The 26,371-nt window shown below is 68.2% G+C and carries 22 protein-coding genes and 2 tRNA genes; 8 read left to right on the top strand and 16 right to left on the bottom strand.

Translation table 11 applies throughout. From position 1 onward, the window contains the following. The first annotated feature begins 956 nt into the window (after positions 1–956). Entirely contained in the window at positions 957–1,361 is a 405-nt protein-coding gene (locus ACLBW1_RS15540) for an excalibur calcium-binding domain-containing protein (RefSeq protein WP_447812986.1), read from the top strand. Here ACLBW1_RS15540 and ACLBW1_RS15535 read toward each other — a convergent pair. From ACLBW1_RS15535 to ACLBW1_RS15510, 6 genes are all read right to left on the bottom strand, one after another. Then, positions 1,277–1,636 (bottom strand): hypothetical protein, encoded by a 360-nt coding sequence (locus tag ACLBW1_RS15535; protein WP_447812703.1) that lies wholly within the window; start codon positions 1,634–1,636, stop codon positions 1,277–1,279. The two genes, ACLBW1_RS15540 and ACLBW1_RS15535, sit on opposite strands and share 85 nt — an antisense overlap. 463 nt (positions 1,637–2,099) lie before the next feature. Further along, a tRNA-Glu gene (locus ACLBW1_RS15530) sits at positions 2,100–2,172 on the bottom strand. Positions 2,173–2,280: 108 nt separating this feature from the next. Beyond that, positions 2,281–2,352 (bottom strand) — tRNA-Gln (locus tag ACLBW1_RS15525). A 101-nt stretch (positions 2,353–2,453) separates the two neighbouring features. After that, positions 2,454–3,938, bottom strand: a complete 1,485-nt coding sequence (gene gltX / locus ACLBW1_RS15520; RefSeq protein ID WP_447812702.1) for a glutamate--tRNA ligase — start codon at positions 3,936–3,938, stop codon at positions 2,454–2,456. A gap of 5 nt (positions 3,939–3,943) precedes the next feature. Further along, positions 3,944–4,774, bottom strand: a complete 831-nt coding sequence (locus ACLBW1_RS15515) for an alpha/beta fold hydrolase (protein ID WP_447812701.1) — start codon at positions 4,772–4,774, stop codon at positions 3,944–3,946. A 2-nt stretch (positions 4,775–4,776) separates the two neighbouring features. Beyond that, positions 4,777–5,556, bottom strand: a complete 780-nt coding sequence (locus tag ACLBW1_RS15510) for a fumarylacetoacetate hydrolase family protein (RefSeq protein WP_447812700.1) — start codon at positions 5,554–5,556, stop codon at positions 4,777–4,779. 126 nt (positions 5,557–5,682) lie between these two features. On the opposite strand from ACLBW1_RS15510, the gene ACLBW1_RS15505 reads away from it, so the two are divergent. Then, on the top strand, positions 5,683–6,912 hold the full coding sequence (locus ACLBW1_RS15505) for an MFS transporter (protein ID WP_447812699.1): 1,230 nt from the start codon (positions 5,683–5,685) through the stop codon (positions 6,910–6,912). Here the strand turns inward: ACLBW1_RS15505 and ACLBW1_RS15500 are convergent. Genes ACLBW1_RS15500 through serA form a run of 3 tightly spaced genes read right to left on the bottom strand, consistent with a single transcriptional unit; the run spans position 6,893 to position 10,383 of the window. Next, positions 6,893–7,744, bottom strand: a complete 852-nt coding sequence (locus ACLBW1_RS15500; RefSeq protein WP_447812698.1) for a class I SAM-dependent methyltransferase — start codon at positions 7,742–7,744, stop codon at positions 6,893–6,895. The genes ACLBW1_RS15505 and ACLBW1_RS15500 overlap by 20 nt on opposite strands. A gap of 36 nt (positions 7,745–7,780) precedes the next feature. Continuing rightward, positions 7,781–8,791, bottom strand: coding sequence for a 3-isopropylmalate dehydrogenase (locus ACLBW1_RS15495; protein WP_447812697.1), 1,011 nt, complete (start codon positions 8,789–8,791; stop codon positions 7,781–7,783). Beyond that, positions 8,788–10,383, bottom strand: a complete 1,596-nt coding sequence (gene serA / locus ACLBW1_RS15490; protein WP_447812696.1) for a phosphoglycerate dehydrogenase — start codon at positions 10,381–10,383, stop codon at positions 8,788–8,790. Before serA ends, ACLBW1_RS15495 begins: the two co-directional genes overlap by 4 nt. Positions 10,384–10,622: 239 nt before the next feature. On the opposite strand from serA, the gene ACLBW1_RS15485 reads away from it, so the two are divergent. Then, a complete protein-coding gene (locus ACLBW1_RS15485; protein WP_447812695.1) occupies positions 10,623–11,285 on the top strand; it encodes a serine protease in 663 nt (220 codons plus the stop codon). A 281-nt stretch (positions 11,286–11,566) separates the two neighbouring features. On the opposite strand, the gene ilvC is transcribed toward ACLBW1_RS15485, so the two are convergent. The 3 genes from ilvC to ACLBW1_RS15470 all read right to left on the bottom strand — a co-directional run bounded on the left by ilvC (position 11,567) and on the right by ACLBW1_RS15470 (position 15,063). Next, positions 11,567–12,568, bottom strand: a complete 1,002-nt coding sequence (gene ilvC / locus ACLBW1_RS15480) for a ketol-acid reductoisomerase (protein WP_447812985.1) — start codon at positions 12,566–12,568, stop codon at positions 11,567–11,569. A 96-nt stretch (positions 12,569–12,664) separates the two neighbouring features. Next, positions 12,665–13,168 (bottom strand): acetolactate synthase small subunit, encoded by a 504-nt coding sequence (gene ilvN / locus ACLBW1_RS15475; RefSeq protein WP_447812694.1) that lies wholly within the window; start codon positions 13,166–13,168, stop codon positions 12,665–12,667. Then, positions 13,165–15,063: an acetolactate synthase large subunit gene (locus tag ACLBW1_RS15470; RefSeq protein WP_447812692.1), complete on the bottom strand. Its 1,899-nt coding sequence runs from the start codon at positions 15,061–15,063 to the stop codon at positions 13,165–13,167. The genes ilvN and ACLBW1_RS15470 overlap by 4 nt, the downstream gene beginning before the upstream one ends. 326 nt (positions 15,064–15,389) lie before the next feature. Here ACLBW1_RS15470 and ACLBW1_RS15465 point away from each other — a divergent pair, with 326 nt between their 5' ends. Next, on the top strand, positions 15,390–15,887 hold the full coding sequence (locus ACLBW1_RS15465; RefSeq protein ID WP_447812691.1) for a PH domain-containing protein: 498 nt from the start codon (positions 15,390–15,392) through the stop codon (positions 15,885–15,887). Between the two features lie 73 nt (positions 15,888–15,960). After that, positions 15,961–17,799: a dihydroxy-acid dehydratase gene (ilvD, locus tag ACLBW1_RS15460; RefSeq protein WP_447812690.1), complete on the top strand. Its 1,839-nt coding sequence runs from the start codon at positions 15,961–15,963 to the stop codon at positions 17,797–17,799. 7 nt (positions 17,800–17,806) lie between these two features. On the opposite strand, the gene ACLBW1_RS15455 is transcribed toward ilvD, so the two are convergent. Continuing rightward, positions 17,807–19,138: a family 1 glycosylhydrolase gene (locus tag ACLBW1_RS15455; RefSeq protein ID WP_447812689.1), complete on the bottom strand. Its 1,332-nt coding sequence runs from the start codon at positions 19,136–19,138 to the stop codon at positions 17,807–17,809. A gap of 242 nt (positions 19,139–19,380) precedes the next feature. Between ACLBW1_RS15455 and ACLBW1_RS15450 the strand changes: the two genes are divergently transcribed. Next, the gene (locus tag ACLBW1_RS15450; RefSeq protein ID WP_447812688.1) at positions 19,381–21,060 is read left to right on the top strand and encodes a GMC oxidoreductase; all 1,680 of its coding nucleotides are present in this window, start codon (positions 19,381–19,383) and stop codon (positions 21,058–21,060) included. Positions 21,061–21,122: 62 nt separating this feature from the next. Here the strand turns inward: ACLBW1_RS15450 and ACLBW1_RS15445 are convergent, their stop codons facing one another. Further along, a complete protein-coding gene (locus tag ACLBW1_RS15445) occupies positions 21,123–22,481 on the bottom strand; it encodes an LLM class flavin-dependent oxidoreductase (RefSeq protein ID WP_447812687.1) in 1,359 nt (452 codons plus the stop codon). Positions 22,482–22,583: 102 nt separating this feature from the next. Between ACLBW1_RS15445 and ACLBW1_RS15440 the strand changes: the two genes are divergently transcribed. Together ACLBW1_RS15440 and ACLBW1_RS15435 are read left to right on the top strand one after the other, a co-directional pair. Beyond that, positions 22,584–23,594, top strand: coding sequence for a zinc-binding alcohol dehydrogenase family protein (locus ACLBW1_RS15440; RefSeq protein ID WP_447812686.1), 1,011 nt, complete (start codon positions 22,584–22,586; stop codon positions 23,592–23,594). Between the two features lie 34 nt (positions 23,595–23,628). Continuing rightward, complete coding sequence (locus ACLBW1_RS15435) at positions 23,629–24,450, top strand: crotonase/enoyl-CoA hydratase family protein (RefSeq protein WP_447812685.1); 822 nt, start codon at positions 23,629–23,631, stop codon at positions 24,448–24,450. Between the two features lie 26 nt (positions 24,451–24,476). Here ACLBW1_RS15435 and ACLBW1_RS15430 read toward each other — a convergent pair whose 3' ends face one another. Further along, the gene (locus ACLBW1_RS15430) at positions 24,477–25,169 is read right to left on the bottom strand and encodes a hypothetical protein (RefSeq protein WP_447812684.1); all 693 of its coding nucleotides are present in this window, start codon (positions 25,167–25,169) and stop codon (positions 24,477–24,479) included. 9 nt (positions 25,170–25,178) lie between these two features. Further along, a complete protein-coding gene (locus ACLBW1_RS15425; RefSeq protein ID WP_447812683.1) occupies positions 25,179–26,297 on the bottom strand; it encodes a DoxX family protein in 1,119 nt (372 codons plus the stop codon). Positions 26,298–26,371 lie beyond the last annotated feature (74 nt).

The following is a 26,371-nucleotide window of genomic DNA, read 5'->3' as shown; positions in this document are numbered from 1 at the left end:
GGAACTAGTCCTGTGGCGCGCGGCGCCTTCAATACCCGTGTAGATCGATCAGGCTACAAAGCTGGCCCCTCTCCCAACTTCTTCAGCACTTGTACTGATCGGGGAATCGAACGCACAGTGGCGGCAGGGGCTGGTTGGGGCCGTAACCATCACCCGAGTTTGGGTCGAAGGTAGGCGCGACGTAGTTCCATCGGCCGTTCACGCACGTCGAGTAGTTTCCGCCGCCCTCGTTGCGCACCTCTCCGCTGGAGCATTCTGCGGTCGCTTCGCCTTGCTGTAAACCCTGATCGTTCTTCTCGAGCAGGCACTCGGTGGTGTCACAGCCAGCGTCTCCGATGGGGGCATCGGCATCGATCTGTCCATCACAGTCCTTATCCCACCCGGCCGGGATTGTCGGCGACGGAACGCAGGAGTCTGTCGTCGTTTCGACTTCCGCGGGCGCCTCGGGCGGCGGCGCCACCGGCGCCGGAGGACGTGCCTCAGACGTCGTACTGCTCGGAGTTGACGACATCACCGAAGACGAGGAGCTAGACGACGATGGGACCATGTCCGCCGACGGTGGATCAGCGTCGCACGCAGCCGCGAACAGACCAAGCGTGACAATGACGGCAGCGGCAACGCGACGTTTCATGGGGCAAGTCTTACCGCCCGGCGACGGGTGGGCGCCAGACTCCGTTCGCGCCACGGGATCCGGCCGCGAGTGATGCACGAGTGAAAGGACCCCGCGTCACGCTGTCGGACCCGTCACACAATCCAAGTGTTCGGCACGCGAGTTCGCGTGGCCATCCCCAAGCTGTGGGTCACCCAGGGCGGGTGGGAGACGATGAGTCCGCGTTCTCACCACGTGCGCCGCCACTCCCCCGCGCGCCCCGACGACGTCGAGTCCCGCGCCGCGTCCTTCGAGGACCTCAACAGCTACACCTGCGCCGGCCCCAACGCCGCCGCCGCCGACCACGCTGGAGCACGTCCTGGCGCTGGCGCCCGCGAATACACCGCCTGTCCCTGCGGTCGGCGCCGGCGAGCCGTACTACTCCACGTGCGACGATGCGCGAGCTGCGGGCACCGCGCCGATCCACGCAGGAGCGCCAGGTTACCGACTAACGCTCGACCGCAAGAATGACGGCGTCGCCTGCGAGAACAAGGCGATCGCAGCAGCTCGTTCAGCGAACCGACAGCAACCAACCTCCGGACCTTCCCAGTCCTCGAGGTGGGGCACTGTTCCGCTTTGGCCGACTTCCCCCTGGCCGCACGCGACGCCACGGCGAATGTGCGACAGTCACGCCGCGGGGATCGTCCAGGTCCATCCTCGCCTCACAGCAGGACCGCCAAGTGCCAAAGTCGTCGCGTCCGCAGGCACCTGAAACACAATGTCTCCGCGCTGCTTTGTGCCAGCCATCATCGCCTGGTAGAACGGGCCCGCGTCAAAGTCGCACGAGGTATCGATGTCCAGGTCCGTGGAAGTGAAGCCGTCGGAGCCAACGACGCTCCAGTTCTGCGTCAGAAGCAGCGTCGAAGCCGCAGAAAAGTTCTCGTCAGTCGTGGCGGGCGTTAGGCTCGCTGACAGCGCGACGTGGAGCGCTCGTTTCCCGGCCGCCGGCGCCTCCGAACAACCCTGGGCAGCGCTGATGTCGGTCACCGTGAACTGAATCAAATCGGTGCAGTCTTTCTGGCCGGTTGAGCACCCCAGGCCAGCCTGCTGACCGATAGATTTCGCAAGCGGCCCGTCCTCAGTCGCCGTTTTCGTGGGCGACGATGCTGGACCCGTAGAGCTGGTTGAGTCCAGTCCCGACGGAGGGGCTGAACGAGTGCCGCTGTCCTCGCCTGAGCTCGAGCAACCACTCACAATCATCACAACGGCGAATGCCAACACCCAACTCGCCGATACCCGATTTGTCATGAATGTGAGGTTATGTGAAGGCCGGAACGCGCCGGGCAGCTGCACGTCGCGTGTAGACCGAGCGGACCACATGTCTGAACCGTTGACCGTGAGCGCGCATCGGCAACTGCGTGTAGTCAAAATGCAGCCCGACCACCCGGCGACCCGGAAACGGAAATGTCCCCCTCACCAAAACTTGCTGGTGAGAGGGACACTCTCCGTGTAGCCCCGATGGGATTCGAACCCACGCTACCGCCGTGAGAGGGCGGCGTCCTAGGCCGCTAAACGACGGGGCCAGGATCTTTATTTGTCACGCCGACATCTGCCGTTCCCGACAGCGTCGCCGCTATTTTACCGAAGCGATCGTCGAGATCCAAAATCGAATCTCGCCGACGCGCTCGACGCTGGGGTACCAGGACTCGAACCTAGAATGGCGGTACCAGAAACCGCTGTGTTGCCAATTACACCATACCCCAAGGTAGGGCCGCTCGAGACTGCCGCAGACACCTGCGGAGGCCGCGAAAAGCGCCGAGAAGGAGGGTATCAAAGGCGAGCACCTGAATCACAAACCGGCTGCTCAGGCCCCCTGACAGTGGGTTTCGCGGGCCGCGCGCAGGCGCGCGAGTGTGCTGTCTCGGCCCAACAGCTCGATCGACTCGAACAGCGGTGGGCTGATGTGAGATCCCGATATCGCGACCCGCACCGGGCCGAAGGCCTTGCGCGGCTTCAATTCCAGCCCTTCCACGAGCGCCGCCTTCAGCGCCTCCTCGATGGCCGGGGTCGACCACTCCGACACGCCCTCGATCGCGGCGATCGACGCATCGAGCACCGGCGCGGCGTCGGGTCCGAGGTTCTTGGCCGCCGACCCCTCGTCGATCGCGAGGTCGGCATCAGCGGTGTAGAGGAAAGACATCAGCGGCCAGGCATCGCCGAGCACCTGGATGCGTGTCTGCACCAGTTCGGCGATGACGTCGAACGACGACGTGTCCGCGGTCGCCGCCAGCAACCCGCGGTCGACGAGGAAACCGAGCAACCGGGCGGCGAAGTCCTCGGGCGTCAGTCGACGGATGTGCTCGGCGTTGATCGCCTCGGCCTTCTTGAGGTCGAAGCGGGCCGGGTTCGAGTTCACCTGTCGCACATCGAACGCGGCGATCATCTCGTCGAGGGAGAACAGGTCGTGGTCGTCGGCGATGCCCCAGCCGAGCAACGCCAGATAGTTCAACAGGCCCTCGGGGATGAAGCCACGGTCACGGTGGTGGAACAGACTCGACTGCGGATCACGCTTGGAGAGCTTCTTGTTCCCGTCTCCCATCACGAACGGCAGGTGCCCGAACTGCGGGACCGCCTGCGCGACACCGATGCGGATCAGTGCTTCGTACAGCGCAATCTGGCGCGGGGTCGACGACAGCAGGTCCTCGCCGCGCAGGACGTGGGTGATCTTCATCGCGGCGTCGTCGACCGGGTTGACGAGTGTGTAGAGCGGATCACCCGAGGCACGGGTGAGCGCGAAGTCGGGAATCGATCCCGCCTTGTAGGTGATGGTGCCGCGTACGAGGTCGTCGAACGCGATGTCGTGGTCGGGCATCCGCAGCCGCACCACCGACGGTCGCCCGTCGGCCCGGTAGGCCTCGCGCTGATTGTCGGTCAGATCACGATCGAAGTTGTCGTATCCCAGCTTGGGGTCGCGGCCTGCGGCACGATGGCGTGCCTCGACCTCGTCGGCGGTGGAGAACGCCTCGTACGCCTCACCCGCGTCGAGCAGGCGCGCGACGACGTCACGATGGATGTCGGCGCGCAGCGACTGCCGGTAGGGCTCGTAGGGGCCGCCGACCTCGGGGCCCTCGTCCCACTCGAGCCCGAGCCACCGCAGTGCGTCGAGCAACGCCGCGTAGGACTCCTCGGAATCACGCGCGGCGTCGGTGTCCTCGATGCGGAACACGAAGGTGCCGCCGGTGTGTCGGGCGTGGGCGTAGTTGAACAGGGCCGTGCGGATCAGACCGACGTGCGGGGTCCCGGTGGGCGACGGACAGAAGCGGACGCGAACGGCACTCGGAGTCGACATGCTCGCTAGGCTAGCGCCCGCCCCAGGAAGTCGATCAGGAGCCGGTTCACCTCGTCGGGCTGCTCGAGGTATCCGTAGTGGCCGGCCTTCGCCACCTCCTGGTACTCCGCCCCGTCGATCGCGTCGGCGACCTCACGGGCGAGATGCGGCGGCAGGGTGCGGTCGTCGGCGAACCCGATCACCAGCACCGGACACCGCACGCCGCGGTAGGCCTCGAGTCGGTCGGCCTCGCCGTCGTGCAGCTGCAACTGCGCCCGCACGCCGGGAGTGCGTGCCTGCCCGGAGAATTCGATGATGTCGAGCCAGTCGCGCGCCTGCGCGTCGTCGACGAGGGTGTGCGGCGACAGGTTCAGGTGCGCGGTGATCGCGGCGTGATAGCCGTCGGGCAGGGTGATGTCGCGATCGATCAGCTCCCGCTCGCCCGCGGAGATCGCCGTCTGCATCGTCCCGCTGCGGCCGTAGGTCGCGATCATGGCCGCGCAACGGACGAGGTCGGGGCGCGCGAGCGCGAGCTCCTGCACGATGCGCGCACCCAGGGACGTCCCGACGACGGCGACCGGCCCGACGCCCAGATACTCGATGAGCGCGGCGGTGTCGGCGACCATGTCGTCGAGCGTGAACCCCTCGGGACACTCGCTCGACGGCGCGATCCCCCGGTTGTCGAAGGTGATGACGCGATGTCCGGCCCGGATCAGCGCGGGTTGCTGATGGGCCTTCCACACCCGCCCGGGGCTCCCGGTCCCCATCACCATGACCACCACGGGCCCGGTACCGGCGTCCTCGTACGAGATCGAGATGCCGTTCACACGAGCGGTTCTCGGGGGTGTCGGCGGCATGGTCAGCCCCGATCGGCGACGGGGTTGGTGAGCGTCCCGATCCCCTCGACGGTGACCGAGACCTCCTGGCCGGCGACCATCGGGCCGATCCCCTCCGGGGTGCCGGTCAGGATCACGTCGCCCGGGAGCAAGGTCATGATGGCCGAGATCCATTCCACGATCGCCCCGATGTCGTGCACCATCAGGCTGGTGCGACTGCGCTGCACGACCTCGCCGTCGAGTTCGGTGCGGATCTCGAGATCGGCGGGGTCGAGTTCGGTCTCGATCCAGGGGCCGAGCGGACAGAAGGTGTCGTAGCCCTTCCCGCGCGTCCACTGACCGTCGGCCTGCTGCTGGTCGCGCGCGGTGACGTCGTTGGCCACGGTGTAGCCGAGGATGGCGCTCGCTGCGTCACGTGCCGCCACGTCACGACACGGGCGTCCGATGACGATCGCCAGCTCGCCCTCGTAGTCGACGCGCTGCGAGCTCGCAGGCCGCGCGATCGCCACCCGCGGACCGATGATGGAGGTGTTGGGCTTGATGAAGATGACCGGGTCCTCGGGAGCGGTCCCACCCATCTCGGCGGCGTGCGCGGCGTAGTTCTTGCCGATGCAGACCACCTTGCTGGCCAGGATCGGGGCGAGGAGGCGCACGTCCGACAGCGGCCACGAGCGGCCGGTGAACGTGGGCACGCCGAACGGGTGTTCGGCGATCTCGCGACATCGGGCATCCCCGCCCGCGACGTCACCCTCCACGGAGACGAATGCCACACCATCGGGACTCGCGATTCGACCTAGACGCATGGGGTCCAGGCTATCCCACCGTCACCGGCCGACCAGCTGTCGGGCGCCGCCCTCCGTGTACTAGAATATGGGCATTGCGTCTCATCATATGAGAACCGATGAGATCGTCGCTGCACAGGGAGGCCGATGCTGATGGACACCGAACCGTCGACCACACGTCGGTGGGCCATGCTCATCGCGTCGATCCTCGGCGCGATGGCCACCACCTGCACCGTCAGCGGGGTCGGTTTCCTCATCCCGGAACTGCACACCGGAGAGGGGATGTCGATCGCCGCGGCGTCCACCCTGGCCACCGTGCCCACGATCGGACTGATGCTGACGATCATTCCGTGGGGCGCGGCTCTCGACCGCTTCGGCGAACGCCGGATCCTGCTGATCTCATTGGGGCTCACCGTCGTCGCGACCACCGGCGCCGCGGTGTCCTCGGCCACCGATCTCGGGCGAGGGGTGCTCGCGGCGTGGCTCCTGATCGGCGGTATGGCGTCGGCCGCGACGAACGGGGCGAGCGGTCGCATCGTCGTCGGCTGGTTCCCACCCCGCGGTCGGGGCACGGCCATGGGGGTGCGCCAGACCGCCCAGCCCCTCGGGATCGGGTTGTGTGCGTTGACCATCCCGGTGCTCTCGGCCGGTCACGGCGTCACCGCCGGACTGTGGGTCCCGGTGGGCATGTCGGTGGTGGGACTCCTCGCGGTGGCCGCGACGATCATCGACCCACCGCGGACCAGTACCCCGACCGACGTCGGTGCGGGTGTGAACCCGTATCGCGCGTCGTCATTCCTGCCGCGGGTGCACGCAGTCAGCGTTCTGCTCGTGATCCCGCAGTCGACACTGTGGACCTTCGTTCCCGCATGGCTGATCGTGGCGCACCACTGGGCGCCCGGGACCGCGGGCGTACTCGTGACCGTCAGCCAGATCCTCGGCGCGGCAGGCCGGATCGCCGCCGGACGGTGGTCGGATCTGTGGGGATCGCGGATGAAACCGATCCGCGTCATCGCCCTGGGCGCCGCGGTGTCGAGTGCCGTTCTCGCACTCACCGACTGGGTGTCCAGTCCGGTCGCCGCCGCGGTCATGGTGGTGGCGACGGTGATCACCGTCGCCGACAACGGTCTCGCCTTCACCGGCATCGCCGAGTACGCCGGACCGTCGTGGAGCGGTCGGGCGCTGGCGGTGCAGAACACCGGTCAGTACCTCGCGACCTCGGCGACCACGCCTGTGTTCGGCGCCCTCATCGGTGCGGCCGGCTTCCCTGTCGCCTTCGCGGTGATGTCCCTCGCGCCGCTGCTCGCCCTGCCGATGGTGCCCCGGGATCCGACGCCACGTCCGAAAGAGACAGTCGTCACGGTCGATTCGCGCTGATCCCGGCGGTGGCCGCCGAGATGATGTGACCACCACCGGATCCGCCAAGCGGCTCGAGCCCGAGGATGCGTCGCCGGATCGCCGGACGGTCGAGATCATCGATCACCACGAACCCCGCCGAGCGCAGCATGGCATGCACGTCGGACGGCGAGACCGGCTCCGAGAGGGGCTCACCCACACGAGCGGTGCGTGCCCGCAGGTCCGCCGCGGCGGCGAGCGCCGCTTCGTCGGGTTCGGTGATCGGCGCGCTGTAGTCGAAGACGATCTCGCAGTCGGCCATCGCGCCGAACATCGTCAACGTCGTCTCGACCGCGGAAGGCGTGAGGTAGGGCATCACGCCCAGCCACAGGACCACAGCCGGGTCGGCAGGTGCGAATCCACTCTCGGACAGCGCCGCGCGGAGATCGTCGCGCTCGAAATCCACACCGACCGGAGACATCGACGGAGGGATCGCGATCCCGGCCTGTCGCAGGCGATCTCGCTTCCACTCCCCCGTCGCCGGATGGTCGACCTCGAACACCCTGACGGCCGGGTCGGACTGTCGGTAGGCGAAGGTGTCGAGTCCGGCGCCGAGGACCACGATCTGTCGGACGCCGCGGGCTGTCGCCGCATGCGCGCGATCTTCGGCGAACCGATGTCGGGCGGCGATGAACCATCGCAGACCGTGACGTGCCTCGGTGCGGGCGGATTCGACGATCTGTGCGCGGTCGTCGACACCGAGGATCGACCACGCGAGCGGATCGCGGAACACGACACCGCCGTCGAGGTCCTGGTGCACCGCGCGGTGTCGGGCCGCACCGAAGGCCGTCGCGCTCGGTTGTCCCTCCCGCATCCGCCGGTCCTCGTGAGTGGTGGCGAGAAGGGTCGGCTAGAGCCGGGCGCGGATACGGGCGCCGGTCTCCGACGTCGACGACACGAGGTCACCACGAGAGGCGAGGTCGGCGGTGACGGCCTGCTCGACACGGTCGGCGGCGGCGGTGTCACCGAGGTGACGCAGCAGGAGCGCGACCGACAGGATGGCGGCGGTCGGATCGGCCTTGCCCTGCCCGGCGATGTCGGGCGCACTGCCGTGTACGGGCTCGAACATCGAGGGGTTGGTGCGGGTGGCGTCGATGTTGCCCGATGCGGCGAGCCCGATGCCGCCGCTGACGGCTGCGGCGATGTCGGTGATGATGTCGCCGAAGAGATTGTCGGTGACGATCACGTCGAAACGCGCCGGGTTGGTGACCATGTAGATGGTCGCGGCGTCGACGTGGCAGTAATCGGTTGTCACGTCGGGGTATTCGGCTCCGACCTCGTCGACCGTGCGCTGCCACATCGAACCGGCGAACGACAGCACGTTGGTCTTGTGGACCAGCGTCAGCCGATTGCGGCGGGTGCGGGCGAGCTCGAACGCGTGGCGCACCACACGCTCGATGCCGAAGCGGGTGTTGACGCTGACCTCGGTGGCCACCTCGTGTGGCGTGCCGACACGGATGGCGCCGCCGTTGCCGGTGTAGGGCCCCTCGGTGCCCTCGCGCACCACCACGAAGTCGATGTCGGGGTCGCCGGCGAGCGGTGAGGTGACGCCCTCGTAGCGATGGCTGGGACGCAGGTTCACGTGATGATCGAGCGCGAACCGCATCGTCAGCAGCAGACCTCGCTCCAGGATGCCCGGCGGCACCGACGGATCACCGATGGCCCCCAACAGGATCGCGTCGTGGGAGCGGATGGAGGCCAGGTCGTCGTCGGTGAGGAGTTCGCCGGTGCGGTGGTAGCGGCGTGCGCCGAGGTCGTACTCGGTCGTCGAGACCTCGTCGACGACGGCGTCGAGGACGGCCAGGGCCTCGCCGACGACCTCGGGTCCGATCCCGTCGCCGGCGATGACGGCGAGCTTCACGACAGGTCCACCTGCTCGATGAGCGTGGCCGACACCGATTCCCCGATGGCGGACACGACATCGGACGGGATCTCCTTGTCGACACGGAGCATGACCGTCGCGCCCTGACCGTCGGCGTCCTGGGACAGTCCGGCGGCGGCGATGTCGATGCCTGCGTTGCCGAGCAGCGTGCCGATCTTGCCCAGCGAGCCGGGCTGGTCGCCGTAGCTGACGACGAGGTTGCGACCCTGCGCGCGCAGATCGAAGTTGCGTCCGTTGATGTTCACGATCTTCTCGACCTCGCTGGGCCCGCTGAGCGTCCCGGCGACGTTGACCGTGGAACCATCACCGAACACGGCCCTGAGGTCGACGAGGCTGCGGTGGTTGGGGCTCTCGGTCGCGGTGGTGACCTCGCTCGTCACGCCGCGGTCGGCGGCCACGCCGGGGGCGTTGACGAAGGTGATCGGGTCCTCCAGGACCGCCGAGAACAGACCACGCAGTGCCGACAGGCCGAGGATGTCGACCGAGCTCGCGGCGAGCTCGCCCCGCACGTCGACGGTGATGGCGGTGGGCACCTGACCGGAGATGGCGCCGACGAGCACGCCGAGCTTGCGGGACAGCTCGAGCCACGGCGCGACGACCTCGTCGACGGCGCCGCCGGTGATGTTGACCGCGTCGGGGACGAAGTGGCCGGCGAGGGCGAGACGCACGCTCTTGGCGACGTCGGTACCCGCGCGATCCTGGGCCTCGGAGGTCGACGCACCCAGGTGCGGGGTGACGACGACCTCGGGGAGCTCGAACAGCGGGCTGTCGGTGCACGGCTCGGTGGCGAAGACGTCGAGTCCGGCTCCGCGCACGTGGCCGGACTTGATGGCCTCGGCCAGCGCTGCCTCGTCGATGAGTCCGCCGCGGGCGGCGTTGACGACGATGACTCCGGGCTTGGTGCGGGCCAGTTCGGCGGTGCCGATCATGCCCAGGGTCTCGGGCGTCTTGGGCAGATGGACGGTGAACAGATCGGCTCGGGAGAGCAGTTCGTTCAACGACACCAATTCGATACCCAATTGTGCTGCGCGCGCGGGGGACACGTACGGGTCATAGGCGATGATCTCGGTCTCGAAGGCCGCCAGACGCGCGGCGACGAGCTGTCCGATGCGCCCGAGGCCGACCACACCGATGGTCTTGCCGAAGATCTCCACACCGTTGAAGCTCGACCGCTTCCACTCGTGCTGTCGAAGCGTCGCGTCGGCCGCCGGGATCTGGCGGGCGACGGCGAACATGAGGCTGATGGCGTGCTCGGCGGCGGTGTGGATGTTCGAGGTGGGTGCGTTGACCACCATCACCCCGCGCTCCGTTGCCGCAGGTACATCGACGTTGTCGAGGCCGACGCCGGCGCGGGCGATGATCTTCACCTTGGGTGCGGCGGCGAGGACCTCGGCGTCGATGGTGGTGGCCGAGCGCACCAGGATCGCGTCGGCGTCGGTCACCGCCTCGAGGAGCTTCGGACGGTCCGGGCCGTCGACCCACCGCACCTCCACGTCATCCCCCAGTGCCTCGACGGTGGACGGTGCGAGCTTGTCGGCGATCACGACGATCGGACGACCGGTTGTACTCACGCGAGATATCTCCTGTGTGGTCGGGAACGACTTCAGCGATCAGCTTAGAGGGCTGGGCAACCGACAAATCACCGAGTCCACGCCCTGTACGACTGTCACGGAGTGGCGGTGTGACAGGCGTTACGGATACATTGCGCTTGGCTCGGGATGACTCGGGCGCATCGGTGGGGTCTGGTCGGCGACGACCACGGATCGACGTCGGTCTCGCGGACCGGGTGGACTGAGGAACTGGAGTACCAATGGTGAAGAAACTGGCGGCCCTGCTCGCGGTCGCGGCAGCAGCGACGATGTTGATGGTCGCCGGTGCCGGCACCGCCTCGGCCAAGCCCGACATCTTCCTCGGTGGCGGCTCCGGCATCGTCATCCTCAAGGGCGGCAACGACGGCGCCGCCTGCACGTTGACCACCATCGGACGCGACTCCGCCGGACGCCTCGTCGGCCTCACCGCCGGCCACTGCGGCACCGTCGGACAGGCCGTCTACTCCGAGGCCTTCCCCAATCGCGGACAGGCCGGTCGGATCATCGTCTCGAACAACCCGCTCGACTTCGACGTGATCCAGTTCGACACCAACCGCGTCGTGCCGCTGCGCACGGTCGGCGGTGTCACCATCCGGTCGATCTCGACCGCCGCCCCGCAGTTCCCGTCGGTGCTGTGCAAGACCGGTCGCACCACCGGCCGTACCTGTGGTGTGACGTTCTTCTCCGACAACTCGTCGCATTTCAGCGCCGTGTGTGTCGCCGAGGGCGACTCCGGCAGCCCCGTCGTCGTCGGTGACCGTCTCATCGGGATGGTCAACGCCTACTACTTCACCGCCTGCATCGGCCCCGAGACCGGCTCGAACATCGGCCCCATCCTCAACGCGATGGCGCGGTCGGGTGTGAACAACTACCGCCCGATCTGATCCACACTCCACGAGAGCCCCACCGGTGATCCGGTGGGGCTCTCGTCGTCTGGCCTGCAGTCCGGTGGCCCCCAACGCAAGTCGGTCTCGCCACCGGCCGCCACAGCGGGCGCGAAAGCCGCCCGGGTCACATCGCGAGGCGACGACACGAACGTCGGCCCACTCCGCGATACTTTTCGGCCCACTCGGCGGCGGGTTTCGGCCCACTCGACGAACTGGATCCGGGACGCACGAAGGCCCCCACTCCTGTTCGGGGTGGGGGCCTTCGTGGAGCAGGTGGATCAGGCGGTCTCGGTGATCGGCCGATCGACCCAGCTCATCAGGTCGCGCAGCTTCTTGCCGGTGACCTCGATGGGGTGCTCGGCGTTGCGCCGGCGCAGACCCTCGAGTTCGGTGTTGCCGTTCTCGACGTTCGCGACGAGACGCTTCACGAAGGTGCCGTCCTGGATGTCCTTGAGGATCCCGCGCATCCGGTCCTTGGTGCCGTCGTCGATGACACGCGGGCCCGACAGGTACCCGCCGAACTCCGCAGTGTCCGACACCGAGTAGTTCATGCGGGCGATGCCGCCCTCGTACATGAGGTCGACGATGAGCTTCAACTCGTGGAGCACCTCGAAGTAGGCCATCTCGGGGGCGTATCCGGCCTCCACCATGACCTCGAACCCGGTCTTGACGAGCTCCTCGGTGCCGCCGCACAGCACGGCCTGCTCACCGAACAGGTCGGTCTCGGTCTCCTCCTTGAAGGTGGTCTTGATGACCCCGGCGCGCGCGCCACCGATGGCCGCGGCGTAGCTCAGTGCCAGGGCCTCGCCCTCACCCTTCGGGTCCTGATCGACCGCGATGAGGCAGGGCACGCCCTTGCCGTCGACGAACTGACGGCGCACGAGGTGACCGGGGCCCTTCGGGGCCACCATCGCCACGGTGATCGACGCATCCGGCTGGATGAGGTCGAAGTGGATGTTGAGTCCGTGGCCGAAGAACAGCGCGTTGCCCTCGACGAGGTTCGGGGCGATGTCGTCGGTGAAGATCTTCGCCTGCGAGGTGTCGGGCGCCAGCAGCATGATGACGTCGGCCCACTTCGCCGCCTCGGCCGCGGTCATCACCTTGAGACCCTGCTCGGAGGCCTTGTCGCGGGACTTGCTGTCCTCGCGGAGACCGATCGCCACGTCGACGCCCGAGTCACGCAGGCTCAGCGAGTGCGCGTGTCCCTGGCTGCCGTATCCGATCACCGCGACCTTGCGGCCCTGGATGATCGACAGGTCGGCGTCATCGTCGTAGAACATCTCGACTGCCACTGAAAACTTCCCTTCGGTTTCGATCGGCATCGCCTACCGATGCTCGTTCGGTTGTGCCGCGCGGTGTCACCGCACGGTCGAGACTCAGCGCGTGGCCGAGATGCTCTTGGGTCCTCGGCCGAGCGCGACCGCGCCCGACTGGGCGATCTCGCGGATACCGTACGGGTCGAGCATCCGCAGCAGTGCCTCGAGCTTGTCCGACGTGCCGGTGGCCTCGATCGTCACCGATTCGGTCGACACGTCGATCACCTTGGCGCGGAACAGGTCCACGACACCGATGACATCGGCGCGACTCGATGAGTCGGCGCGCACCTTGATCATCATCAGCTCGCGCGACACCGACGAGTCGGGATCCTGCTCGACGATCTTGATGACGTTGATCAGCTTGTTGAGCTGCTTGGTCACCTGCTCGAGGGGGAAATCCTCCACCGAGACCAGGATGGTCATGCGTGAGATGCCCTTGAGCTCGGTGGGTCCGACGGCGAGCGACTCGATGTTGAACCCGCGGCGCGAGAACAGCGACGAGACGCGCGCGAGGACACCGGGGCGGTCCTCGACGAGCACGCTCAGGGTGTGGGTGGTCCTCACAGCGACTCTCCTCCGGACTTCGTGCGACTTCCCCCGGTGGTCGGGGTGGCCGGGTCGGCGACGGCGTTGACATCGATCGACTCCGAGGCCGACTCGTCGTCGTCGAACAGCGGCCGGATGCCCTTGGCCGCCATGATCTCGTCGTTGCCGGTGCCCGCGGCGACCATCGGCCACACCTGGGCATCGGCGCCGACGATGAAGTCGATGACCACCGGACGGTCGTTGATGGCGCGCGCCTGGGCGATGATGTCGTCGACATCGGCCTCGTTCTCGCACCGGAATGCCACGCAGCCCAACGCCTCCGACAACTTCAGGAAGTCGGGGATACGACGGGAGTGGGTCGCGAGATCGGTGCTCGAGTAGCGCTGGTCGTAGAACAGTGTCTGCCACTGACGGACCATGCCGAGGTTGCCGTTGTTGATCAACGCGACCTTGATCGGGATGCCCTCGATGGCGCAGGTGGCCAGCTCCTGGTTCGTCATCTGGAAGCAGCCGTCACCGTCGATCGCCCAGACCTCCTTCTCCGGAGCGGCCATCTTGGCGCCCATGGCTGCGGGCACCGCATAACCCATGGTGCCCAGGCCACCCGAGTTGAGCCACGTACGCGGCTTCTCGTAGGAGATGAACTGCGCGGCCCACATCTGGTGCTGGCCGACGCCGGCGCAGTACACGGCGTCGGGGCCCGCGGCCTTGCCGACCGAGGAGATCACGAACTCGGGCGACATCGCGCCGTCGGCGGGGCGGTCGTAGCTCAGCGGGTAGGTGCGACGGATGCCGTCGAGGTAGGTCCACCACTCGGTGAGGTCGGCGGCGCCGTTGCTGGTGGCCTGCTCGTCGCGGATGGCCTCGATCAACTCGCTGATGACCGCGCGGCAGTCACCGACGATCGGGACGTCGGCGAAGCGGTTCTTGCCGATCTCGGCGGGGTCGATGTCGGCGTGGATGACCTTCGCGTCGGGCGCGAACGAGTCGAGCTGACCGGTGACCCGGTCGTCGAAGCGCGCGCCCAGGGTGATCAGCAGGTCACTGCGCTGCAGCCCGGCGACCGCGGCGACGGTGCCGTGCATGCCGGGCATGCCCAGGTGCAGATCGTGGCTGTCGGGGAACGCGCCACGCGCCATGAGCGTGGTGACGACCGGGATGCCGGTCATCTCCGCCAGCGTCAGCAGCTCCTCGGAAGCGTCGGCCTTGATGACACCGCCACCGACGTAGAGGACCGGGTGCTGGGCCGCCGCGATCAGGCGAGCGGCCTCGCGGACCTGCTTGCCGTGCGGTTTGGTGACGGGCCGGTATCCGGGGAGGTCGATCTGCGGCGGCCACGAGAAGGTGGTCTGCGCCTGCAGGACGTCCTTGGGGATGTCGACGAGGACCGCACCGGGACGACCGCTCTCGGCGAGGTAGAAGGCCTCGGCCATGGTCTTGGCGATGTCGGCACCGGAGGTGACGAGGAAGTTGTGCTTGGTCACCGGCATGGTGATGCCGGTGATGTCGGCCTCCTGGAAGGCGTCGGTCCCGATGAGCGCGCGACCGACCTGACCGGTGATCGCGACGACGGGAACCGAGTCCATCTGGGCGTCGGCGAGCGGCGTGATGAGGTTGGTGGCGCCGGGTCCCGACGTCGCGATGCAGACGCCGGCACGCCCGGTGACCTGGGCGTACCCGGTCGCGGCGTGTCCGGCACCCTGCTCGTGGCGGACCAGGACGTGGCGGACCTTCGTCGAGTCCAGCAGCGGGTCGTAGACCGGCAGGACAGCGCCACCGGGCAGGCCGAACACCACGTCGACGCCGAGTTCCTCGAGGGACCGCACCACGGCCTTGGCGCCGCTGACACGTTCGGGTGCGACGGTCGCGGCACCGACGGTGCGGGGCCGGGCCGACAACGGGGTGGGAGCCACGCGAGTCCCGGGCCCGGTGTCTCCGGAAGAGACACCGTCCTGGGAACGTGCTGCTGGTGCGCTCACTGCACTTTCCTCTGGTTGGTCGAGATGGAGTCGGACAACAAAAAACCCCCGACAGCTCTGTTGCTGGTCGAGGGTGGCGCGTCGATGCTTGGTTCGAGGTCTCGGGAGATCCCGGTCAGGCGTTGACGCGCCGGCCGAGTACGAGAATGTCGTTGTGCATCACGTCTGCAAAGGTAGGTCGCGACCTGCGCGGCAGTCAACTTGCCCCGGGGGCGGTCCCAGATAATGGGATCGACATGCGCGGATGCCACAATGACGTGGTGCCCGAGAACGACCGGCCCGACCAGGGCGAGAGCGAGACCGTCACCGACCCACCGGTGACCACCGACGACGACGCAGCCGCGACCCGTCCCGGCAAGCGGGACACCGTGGCGCTCCCGGTGCAGTTCCGCATCTCGCCGATGGCCTACTTCGCACCCGTGATGATGATGATCAGCGCGGTGGTGCTCGCGGGAACCTCCCTGGCCTACCTCGGGTGGACGCTCGTGGTCCCGGTGATCGTCGCGCTCTGGATGTATCGCCTGCGGACGGTGGTCACCGAGAACGGGCTGCGCGCGGTCGGGGCGTTGCGTGCGCGCGACATCACCTGGGACGAACTCGAAGGCCTCTCGTTCCCCCGCTGGGGTGCTGTGCGCGCCGTGTTGACCGACTCCACGCGAATGCGTCTGCCGGCAATCGCGTTCCGCGATCTGCCGCGTCTGTCCGCGGCCAGCTCGGGACGGATCCCGGACCCGTACGCCGCACGCGACGGCGCGTAGGCTCGCCTCCGCGCGAGGCTCGGCGACGGGCCCGGCGCGTACTGCTCGCCCACGATCGAACCGAGGTCCTGCCATGCCGCCGTTGAGATCCCGCACCACCACTCACGGACGCAACGCCTCCGGGGCCCGATCCCTGTGGCGCGCCACCGGGATGACCGACGACGACTTCGGGAAACCGATCATCGCGATCGCCAACTCCTACACCCAGTTCGTGCCCGGACACGTGCACCTCAAGGACGTCGGCGAGATCGTGGCCGGCGCGGTGCGCGCCGCGGGCGGGGTGCCGCGTGAATTCCACACCATCGCCGTCGACGACGGGATCGCGATGGGCCACGACGGCATGCTGTACTCGTTGCCCAGTCGCGAGATCATCTCCGACTCCGTCGAATACATGGTCAATGCGCACACCGCCGACGCTCTGGTCTGTATCTCCAACTGCGACAAGATCACTCCCGGGATGCTCAACGCCGCCATGCGTCTGAACGTGCCGACGGTGTTCGTCTCCGGCGGACCGATGGAGGCCGTGTCGGTCGCGGGCGTCGTGCACCCGTCGTCGGATCTGATCACCTCGATCTCGGCCTCGGCGAACGACGCCGTCGACGACGACGCGCTGCGCGCGGTCGAGGAGGCCGCCTGCCCCACATGCGGGTCGTGTTCGGGCATGTTCACCGCCAATTCGATGAACTGCCTCACCGAGGCGCTCGGACTCGCCCTGCCGGGCAACGGATCCACCCTCGCCACCCACGTCGCTCGACGCGCCCTGTTCGAGCGGGCGGGCACCGTCGTCGTCGAGGCCGCGACACGGTTCTATCGCGACGACGACCACTCGGTGCTGCCGCGCTCGATCGCGACCACCGCCGCGTTCGGCAACGCGATGGCCCTCGACGTCGCCATGGGCGGATCGACCAACACGGTGCTCCACGTCCTCGCCGCCGCGCAGGAGGGAGAGGTCGCCGATTTCGACCTGTCGGTGATCGACGACATCAGCCGCAGGGTCGCCTGCCTGGCGAAGGTCTCCCCCAACTCCGACTACCACATGGAAGACGTCCACCGGGCCGGCGGAATCCCCGCCATCCTGGGCGAGCTGCGGCGCGCGGGACTGCTCGACGACACCACGTCGACGGTCCACAGCCCCACCGTGGCGCAGTTCCTCGACGACTGGGACATCCGCAGCGGGACAGCGCTCGACGCGGCGTTCGAGTTGTTCCACGCGGCACCGGGCGGTGTCCGCACCACCACACCGTTCTCCACCGACAACCGGTGGAGTTCGCTCGACACCGACGCCGCCGGCGGGTGTATCCGCGATCTCGAGCACGCCTACACCGCCGAGGGTGGCCTGTGCGTACTCACCGGCAACATCGCCGTCGACGGCGCGGTCCTCAAGACCGCGGGCATCGACGAGGAGCTCTGGCACTTCGAGGGGCCCGCCCGGGTCGTGGAGAGCCAGGACGAGGCCGTGCAGGTGATCCTGAGCAAGACCATCCAGGCCGGTGAGGTCCTCGTGGTCCGCTACGAGGGCCCGGCCGGCGGACCGGGGATGCAGGAGATGTTGCACCCCACCGCGTTCATGAAGGGCACCGGGATGGGCCGCAAATGCGCCCTGGTGACCGACGGGCGCTTCTCCGGCGGCTCGTCGGGGCTCTCGGTCGGCCACGTCTCCCCCGAGGCCGCGGCCGGCGGCGTGATCGGACTCATCGAAGACGGCGACCCGATCCTCATCGATGTCGCCACCCGCGCGCTGACGGTGCTCGTCGACGACGACGTCCTCGCGGAGCGTCGCGCGAAGATGGAGGCCTCCGAGCGTCCGTGGCAGCCTGCGCACGAACGCGAACGGAAGGTCACCACCGCGCTGCGGGCCTACGCCGCGTTGGCGACCTCGGCCGACAAGGGCGCGGTGCGACAGGTCCGCTGAGGACGCCTCAGCGCACCACCGCGGGGTGGGCGCAGCTGTCGGGCACGTCGACGAACGAGCACGGCACGGGTGCGCGGGTCGGCCGGTAGCCCGCGGGCACCCCACGATCACTGATGATCTGCCGGTAGGCGGCGACGGCCGGCGTCGGGCGGCGGGTCAGCGACCGATCACCCGCGACATCGACGGTGTACAGACCGAAATGGTTTGCGTAGTCGCCCCATTCGTAGTTGTCGGTGAGACTCCAGTAGTTGTAACCGACGACGTCGACGCCGTCGGCCGCGGCCCGTTGGATCCAGTAGACGGTGTCGCGCAGATGGTCTGCGCGTCGGTAGCCGTCGGGTCGTCGCCCCGCACCGTCGGTGGCCAGCCCGTTCTCCACCACGTACACCGGTACACCCGGGAACTCGCGGGCGACGTGACGCAGGACGTAGTAGATCGACTCGGGCGCCTGACTGCTGCGCGCGAAATCCCCTGTCGCACTCGACACTGTGCTGTAGTCGAGCAGCGAGACCGAGTAGTACTGGTCCACACCGATCACGTCGAGCGTGCCCGCCATCCTCCTCGGGAACAGACCCTCGAGGAACGACTGCACACCCGGGATCGGGAAGTAGGCGAGGTTCGAGGTGACCTGCGCGTCGGGCTGCACGGCGTGGATGTGGGCGTAGAGCACGCGGTGGGCGCGCACGATGCCGTCGACCATCCGGTTCACGTTCTCCGGGCGGACGCCGCCGAAGGTGAGTTCACGCCGCACGTACTCCGTCGGTTCGTTGAACGTCACCCACGACGGACGCGCCCAGGCGTAGCGGTCAACCACCCGTTTCGCGAACCCGATCAGGTCATCGGCCATACCCGGCCGGTTCCATCCACCGAGGTCGACCTCCCATCCGGGGTGGACCCAGTGGTTCAGGGTGATCATCGGCGTCATCCCCGCCGCCACGATCGCGCCGATCACCCTGTCGTAGAACGCCCAGCCGGCGGGATCGAAGCGGCCCGGGGCGGGCTCCACCCTCGACCACTCGACCGACACGCGGTAGACGGCCACCCCCAGCGCCCGGGCGTGGGCGATGTCCTCGGGGTGGCGGTGGAAGAAGTCGACGGCATTCCCGACCGGCTCGGGGACCTGCCCACGGGCTCCGTACCGCGTCCAGTTCGAATCGCGGTTGTAGCCCTCGGACTGGAACCCCGACGAGGCGACCCCGAAGCGGAAACCCGAAGCGAGTTGCGCGAGAGAGGTTCCCGGGGACGGTGTCGCGGTCGCCGTCGACGGTGCGCCGACGGATACACCGGCGAACAGCCCGCCGACCACCAGCAGACAGACGGAGCGACCCCACCTGCCCATGAGTGATCGTGTTCGCAGCACGGCTTTCGACCCGGGACGGATACTTCGCGAAGAGGACACACCGGTCACACCGGGACACTATCGCTCCCACCGTCCGCAGATCGTTGATCGGGACGGTAAGGTGTCACATGCTGAACGCCGAGTTGGCGGCAGTGGAGCGGTGCGACCCTGGTCACATCGGCTTCGAACGGTTTCGCCCGGGGGGACTGCGGCGAACTGACATTCCTGTGGGGGGAATCGGTATGGATCGGCGCTCGTTCATGAAGCTGTCCGCTGCATCGATGGCGGCAGCGGGAATCCCGGCGCTCGCGACGTCGCTCGCGGGTCCCGCCTCGGCGGCGCCCCGCCGGTACGGACGCTACGAGAAGCTCGTCCCCGAGATCTTCCGCCCGGTCCCCGCGCCCCGCCAGCACTCCGAGGCCATCGTCATCGGATCGGGATTCGGCGGCGCGGTGAGCGCGTTGCGCCTGGCCCAGGCGGGTATCCAGACCACCGTCCTCGAACGCGGCAGCCGCTGGCCGCATGACCCGCGACGCGAGATCTTCGGCGGCGACGGCCGCCAGTACTGGCACGCACCGCAGTCGCTCGCCGACGATTCGCTCGGCCCGAAGGGGCCGTCGTCGCTCACCATCCCCGCCTACGGGCAGGCGATCGGCGCCATGCAGGGGATCGACGACTTCGGCGGGCTGGCCGAGATCAGCTGGCACCACAATGCGGGGCTCATCTGCGCCGCCGCCGTCGGTGGCGGATCCAACATCTACATCGGCATCACCGTCGCCTCTCGTCGTGAGGGCTTCGACGCGGTGTTCCGCGGTCTCGTCGACCACGACGAGATGAGCCGCGTCTGGTATCCGAAGGCCATGGCCGGTCTCGGGGCGACGGTCGTCCCCGACGACGTCTACGCCGACCGTCACTTCGACAACGGACGCGACTTCACCCGCGTCGCGAAGGCGGCCGGCTACTCGCCCTACAAGGCCGAGGGCAACTGGAACTGGGACGTGGTGCGCGACGAGATCGCCGGCCGTGCAGCTCCGCAGACGATCACCGGCGCCGCCTACAACTCCAACCGATCGCTGAACTCCCTGGCATTCAGCTACCTCCCGCGCGCCGAGGCGACCGGGAAGGCCACGATCCACCCGCGCCACGTGGTGCAGGGCATCCACGTCGAACGGTCGGGTCGCTATGTGCTCGAGGTCGACTACGTCAGCCCCTACGGCGACGTCCTCGCGCGGCGCACACTGTCCACCGACCGCCTCGTGCTCGCCGCAGGTTCGCTGGGCACCAACCGGCTGCTGGTGAAGGCCCGCGACACCGGCACCCTGCCGAATCTGAACGAGTACATCGGTACCGGCTGGGGCAACAACGGCAACGGCAACATCGACGTCGGGGTGGGCCGCAGCCGGAAGGGCCCCCAGTCGGCGGTGGGCACCGTCGCCTTCTACGACACCTCCGGCCCCCTGGCCCGCGTGGTCGTGAACGGCTCGAACGGCCTCGGTCCCCTCGATCCTGTTCTCGCGAAGGCGAACACGTCGGTGTTCAAGGCCGGCATCACATCCATCGACCCGACGCGCGGGAAGTTCGAGTACCACGCGAAGAACGACCGCGTCATCCTCGACTGGCCGGGCAACGGCAACAGCCGGGTCGACGACAACTGTCTGCGTATCGGGCATCGGCTCGCGGCACACGCCGACTTCCCGGTGGAGGCCGTCGTCTACGAACCCGACGTCCTGTGGGGCCACATGTGCGGCGGGGCCACCCTGGGTCGCGCGTCGGACTCCTTCGGCCGCGTCGCGGGGTACAAGAACCTCTATGCGCTCGACGGGTCGATGCTCCCCGGATCGGCCGGCGCCTCGAACCCGTCGCTGACCATCACCGCCCTCGCCGAGCGCAACATGGCCGAGATCATCTCAGCCGGAGGCTGATTCGGGTCTTCACCGCCGGAGGCTGATCGGATTCAACCGCCGGAGGCTGATTCGAGAGCGGCCTACCGGGAGCCGACGAGGCCCGCACTCGTCTCGTGGGCGGGTACCGGCGCGAGATCGAGGTGTCCGCGCAGCGTGTCGGAGGTGTACTCGGTCCGGAACAGTCCGCGGCGACGCAGCTCGGGGACGACGTGGTCGACGAAGTCGTCGAAGGTCCCGGGTGACTGCGCCGCGGACAGGATGTAACCGTCGGCCTCTCCCCCGGTGAACCCAGCCTCGATCTCGTCGGCGACATCGCTTGCGGTGCCGACGAACTGGGGCAGCAGCACGCCCTGGGCGTAGAGCTTGCCGATGTCGCGCAGGGTCAGGTTGTCCCGTTCGGAGAGTCGTCGAGCGACGTCGAAGAGGCCCTGGGTGCCGCTGACCGCGATGTCTTCGACGGGCGCGTCGAGATCGTAGGTCGAGAAGTCATGGTTGGTGTGTACCGACAGCGTGATCAGGCCGGAGATCGGGTCGGCCAGTTCGTTGTGGAACGCCTGCTTCTCCCGGGCGATCGATGCGGTCTCGGCGACGAACGGGATGAACGACGGGAGGATCTTCACGTCCTCGGGTCGTCTGCCGAAATTGACCGCGCGCGACTTGACGTCGTCGTAGTAGGCGCGCCGACCCTCGGGGGTGGGGTCGATCTCGAAGATCGCCTCGGCCCACCGGGCGGCGAAATCCTTTCCCTTGTCCGACGATCCGGCCTGGATCAGCACCGGTCGCCCCTGCGGCGACCGCGGGACGTTGAGCGGGCCCTGCACGCGGAAGAACTCGCCGTCGTGGTGGATGGCGTGCACCTTCTCCGGGTCGGCGAAGAATCCGGCGTCCTTGTCCTGCACCAGGGCGTCGGCATCCCAACTCGACCACAGCGCGAGCGCGGTCTCGAGGAACTCCTGGGCGCGCACGTACCGCAGGTCGTGTTCGAGGTGTTCGACGGCACCGAAGTTCACGGCCTCGGCGCTCGACAACGACGTCACGATGTTCCAGGCGACGCGACCGCGGGACAGGTGATCGAGGCTGGCGAAGATCCGCGCGACCTCATACGGATGGAAGTAGGTGGTCGACTTCGTGATCGCGATGCCGAGCCGGGTGGTCACCGCGGCGATGCTCGCCGCGACCACCGACGGGTCGAGTGTTGCACTGGCCTGGGTGCCGCGACTCAGGGCGATGTCGATCCCGCTGCCGTAGTTGGTGGGAGTGGCCAGCAGGTCGGCGAAGAAGACGAAGTCGAACGTCCCGCGCTCGAGGGTGCGGCCGATGCGGTGGTAGTACTCCGGGGTCAGGAAGCCCGGGTCGGAGCCGGGATGGCGCCAGGCGGCGTGCGAATGGGTGACATGCGAGGCGATCTGGAATCCGCCGAGGTGCAGTTGACGAGGCATGCCGCAAGTTCTACGGCCGCCCGTCGAGGGCGACAACGCTTGCGATCATCGAGGGCGCAACGACTCTCGAATCCTCTCCGGCCACGGCGCTACGGTGGACCGATGAGCATCCCCACCTCCACCCACGCCATCGCCGCAGCGGCCCCCGGCCCGGTCGACGCACCCGACTCGTTCGTCGAGGTCGAGGTCGCCCTCGACCCGATCGGCGAGCACGACCTGCTCGTGGAGGTCGCGGCGGTGTCGGTCAACCCCGTCGACCACAAGGTGCGGTCGAGCTTCGACGCCGCCGACGCGCCCCGTGTCCTGGGGTTTGATGCGGCGGGAACCGTTGTTGCGGTGGGCGACTCGGTGTCGCGCTTCGGTGTGGGCGACGAGGTCTTCTACGCCGGCGTCATCAACCGTCCCGGCAGCAACGCGCGGTATCAGCTCGTCGATGAACACATCGTCGGCCGCAAACCCACCTCTCTGTCGTTCGCCGACGCCGCAGCGTTGCCGCTGACGTCGATCACCGCGCACGAATCGCTGTTCGCCCGTCTGGGACTGACCGCGCAGAGCTCGGGCACCCTGCTGGTCGTCGCCGGCGCCGGCGGGGTCGGATCGATGATGATCCAGCTCGCCCGCGCCCTCACCGACGTCACCGTGATCGCCACGGCGAGTCGCGACGAGTCGGAGCGCTGGGTGCGTGACCTCGGTGCACACCACGTGGTGCACCCACGCGAGTTGGCGACCGCCGTGCCGCAGATCGCCCCCGACGGCGTCGACCACATCTTCTCGCCTTACTCTGCGGGCAACGTCGAGACCTACGCCGAGATCATGGCCGTCGGCGGTGCCGTCGTCGCGATCGACGAACCGGAGGGACTCGACACACTGCCGCTGAAATCGCGGTCACAGAGCTGGCACTGGGAGCTGATGTTCTCGGTTCCTCTGTATCGACCCACCGACGACAGCCAGCACCGGATCCTCACCGAGATCGCCGACCTCGTCGATGCGGGCCGGATCCGGACGACGGCGACCACCACGCTGTCACCCATCGACCCGAACACCCTGCGCGACGCGCACACCCGCTCGGAGTCGGGGTCGGTCATCGGCAAGGTGGTGCTCACCCGGGGATGATCGGTGGGCGCGCGGTCTCGCTATGGTGCTCCCCATGACCGAATGGACAGCGTTCTCCGTCGACATCTCCGACCACGTCGCTCAGGTGACCCTCCTGGGACCGGGCAAGGGCAACGCGATGGGCCGCGCATTCTGGACCGAACTGCCCCAGGTGTTCGCCGAGCTCGACGCCGACCCGGAGGTCCGCGCGGTGGTCCTCGCCGCATCCGGCAAGCATTTCTCGTTCGGTCTCGACCTCGCCGAGATGGGTGGCGATTTCGCTCCCCTGCTCGCCGAACGTGCTCTCGCGGGACCCCGGAGCCGCTTCCACACGTTGGTGAAGGCGATGCAGGCGTCGGTGACCGCGGTCGCCGACAGCCGCACCCCCGTCATCGCCGCGATCCAGGGCTGGTGCATCGGTGGCGGCGTCGATCTCATCGCCGCCGCCGACATCCGCTACGCCAGCGCCGACGCGAAGTTCAGCGTGCGTGAGGCGAAGATCGGCATCGTCGCCGACATCGGCTCACTGCAGCGACTGCCCGCGATCATCGGCGAGGGCCACCTGCGCGAACTCGCCTACACCGGCAAGGACATCGACGCCTCCCGCGCGGCTTCCATCGGCCTGGTCAACGACGTCCTGCCCGACGCCGACGCCGCACTGTCCGCCGCCCGCGCGACCGCCGCCGAGATCGCGGCGAACCCGCCGCTGGTGGTCCAGGGCGTCAAGGACGTCCTCGACCGCGAGCGCGCGGCGACGGTGGCCGAGGGTCTGCGCTACGTCGCCGCCTGGAACGCGGCCTTCCTGCCGTCGGAGGATCTCACCGAGGGCATCACCGCGGTGTTCGAGAAGCGCCCGGCGAACTTCCGCGGGGAGTGATCCGCGCGGGGTGACCGCCCGCCCGCTCACGCCTCGAGTTCGCCGGACACGCTGCGTTCGAGCTGGGCGTAGGTGACCGTCGGCAACGACACCAACCCGTCGAGTTCCTCGCGGGCACGGCGGTAGGCCGACTGACGCTCAGCCGGTGTCGACGCGGTGTCCATCGCCATGCGCAGCAACCCCTGCGCGCGGACGAGGCGACGCTGCTCGGGTTCGGAGAAGTCGCCGCGACGCCGCCGCCGAGCCTCCGACTCGGCGGTGTCGAACGCCACGGCGTAATCGTGCACCGCCGCCCGGTATGCCTCCTGCGCGTCGCCGAGACCGACGAGATCCTCGGCGCTGTCGGGACGCAACGAATCCGCGGTGCGCTTGGCGCGGTGGAAAGCGGCGGTCAGCGGCTCCCGCATGTCGGTGATCATGGGGAACTCGAGGAGGTTGACGACGTCGGTCTCGTAGGCGAACCACCGGGCGTCGGTGTCGTCGTGTTCGGACAGCAGTTTCGCGATCGCCCGGAGGTCCCGTTCACGGTCGACGCGCTGCACACCTCGGGCCTGCGCCGCGGCGATCTTGGCCTGCTGTTTGATGCGGTAGCGCTCGAGTCGGCGCGCAGCGCGCCGTTCGTTCGCCGCTGCGACGGCCTTCACCCCGCCGGCCACCGGTCCGCCGATCACGAACACCAGCCACCAGTAGTTGCCGATGATGTCCCCGACGCCGCCCATCACCCCAAACTAGCCAGTCGAGGGATTCCCCGGGGACTGGAAGGGATTGGTCCCGTTGAACAGGATCCAGATCGCGACCGGCGCCGCGATGCCGACCACCAGCCACGCGATCGATCCCACGAAGGGACGCGTCGCCCAGCCGCGTCCGAAGTCCAGCGAGATGCGACCCGGTCCGGCGAGGATGATCGACGCCGCGGCGATGCCCAGGAACAGTTCGTACTCGATGCCCGGCCCCGACGGGCCGGAGGCGAAGAACCAGACCCCGCCGGCCAGGGTCGCCTTGTAGGTGGCGGCGATGATCATCACGCCGAGCACCGCCGACCCGGCGATCGGGGTCAGGAGGCCGAGCACGAGCATCAGGCCGCCCAGCGACTCCGACAGCGCGCCGACGATGGCGAGGGGTTTGGCGGCATCGGCCGAGAACCCGATGTTCGTGTTGGGCGAGTTGAGGAGGAAGTCCTCGAACCCACTCAGTCGCGGACCGTTCCACCAGCCGAACAGCTTCTGCGCGCCGTGCGCCATCGCGATGAGACCGACCGCCACCCGTAGCGCGAGCAACCCGAGATCGGTCGTCCCGCGGCGACGCGCGGCCTGCGCCGCGGCGAGTTCCTCGTCGAGAGCGTCACGGTCGACCCGCTCGGGGTCCGACCTGCGTCCCGATCGGGAGAACCGGCGGGCGCGGCGATCCGACACCGGGTCGTCGAGTTCGTCACGGCCGGTGGTGTCGAGAGCACGGGTCCGTGAATCGTCGGCGTCGATGTCATCGGTGTCGATCGCATCGCCGTCGAGATCGTCGTCGGTGAGCCGGTCCGCGCGGCGGGTCGCGACGGCGTCGTCGTCGGCGTAGGCGGCTCGTCGGTTGTGCTCGCGGTGGAACGCATCGCGATCGACCGGTATGGCCGCGGTCTCGGGCGCCGACCCCGACGATGCAGAGGCGGCCGGGATGGCGGTCGTCGCCGCGTCGTGGCTCTCGGCGTCGTCGCCGTCGCGACGGTACGGCTGATACCCGTGCACGCCGGTCGAGGTCTCGTCGGGATCCGGCTGGCTCTGCGGCATACGGAAGGTCTCGGTCGGCTCGTCGTATGGGCTGGAACCCTGCGGACGCTGCTCACGATCTCGTTCACTCACCTGTCTCACCCTAGGTGGTCGAGGGTCGCTCACCGGTGACGTGACACCGCCGCGTCGCGCCGATCACCTACCCT

This window comes from Williamsia sp. M5A3_1d (genome assembly GCF_053345315.1).
This window is presented reverse-complemented; position numbering and strand designations above follow the sequence as displayed.

Coding starts and splice junctions, on each gene's coding strand:
- ACLBW1_RS15430 (WP_447812684.1), bottom strand. CDS start 25,169: ATGGGCGGCGTCGGGGACATCATCGGCAACTACTGGTGGCTGGTGTTC.
- gltX (WP_447812702.1), bottom strand. CDS start 3,938: ATGTCGACTCCGAGTGCCGTTCGCGTCCGCTTCTGTCCGTCGCCCACC.
- ilvD (WP_447812690.1), top strand. CDS start 15,961: ATGCCGCCGTTGAGATCCCGCACCACCACTCACGGACGCAACGCCTCC.
- ACLBW1_RS15455 (WP_447812689.1), bottom strand. CDS start 19,138: ATGGGCAGGTGGGGTCGCTCCGTCTGTCTGCTGGTGGTCGGCGGGCTG.
- ACLBW1_RS15485 (WP_447812695.1), top strand. CDS start 10,623: ATGGTGAAGAAACTGGCGGCCCTGCTCGCGGTCGCGGCAGCAGCGACG.
- ilvC (WP_447812985.1), bottom strand. CDS start 12,568: ATGTTCTACGACGATGACGCCGACCTGTCGATCATCCAGGGCCGCAAG.
- ACLBW1_RS15450 (WP_447812688.1), top strand. CDS start 19,381: ATGGATCGGCGCTCGTTCATGAAGCTGTCCGCTGCATCGATGGCGGCA.
- ACLBW1_RS15505 (WP_447812699.1), top strand. CDS start 5,683: ATGCTGATGGACACCGAACCGTCGACCACACGTCGGTGGGCCATGCTC.
- ACLBW1_RS15445 (WP_447812687.1), bottom strand. CDS start 22,481: ATGCCTCGTCAACTGCACCTCGGCGGATTCCAGATCGCCTCGCATGTC.
- ACLBW1_RS15510 (WP_447812700.1), bottom strand. CDS start 5,556: ATGCGTCTAGGTCGAATCGCGAGTCCCGATGGTGTGGCATTCGTCTCC.
- ACLBW1_RS15515 (WP_447812701.1), bottom strand. CDS start 4,774: ATGCCGCCGACACCCCCGAGAACCGCTCGTGTGAACGGCATCTCGATC.
- ACLBW1_RS15440 (WP_447812686.1), top strand. CDS start 22,584: ATGAGCATCCCCACCTCCACCCACGCCATCGCCGCAGCGGCCCCCGGC.
- ACLBW1_RS15435 (WP_447812685.1), top strand. CDS start 23,629: ATGACCGAATGGACAGCGTTCTCCGTCGACATCTCCGACCACGTCGCT.
- ACLBW1_RS15500 (WP_447812698.1), bottom strand. CDS start 7,744: ATGCGGGAGGGACAACCGAGCGCGACGGCCTTCGGTGCGGCCCGACAC.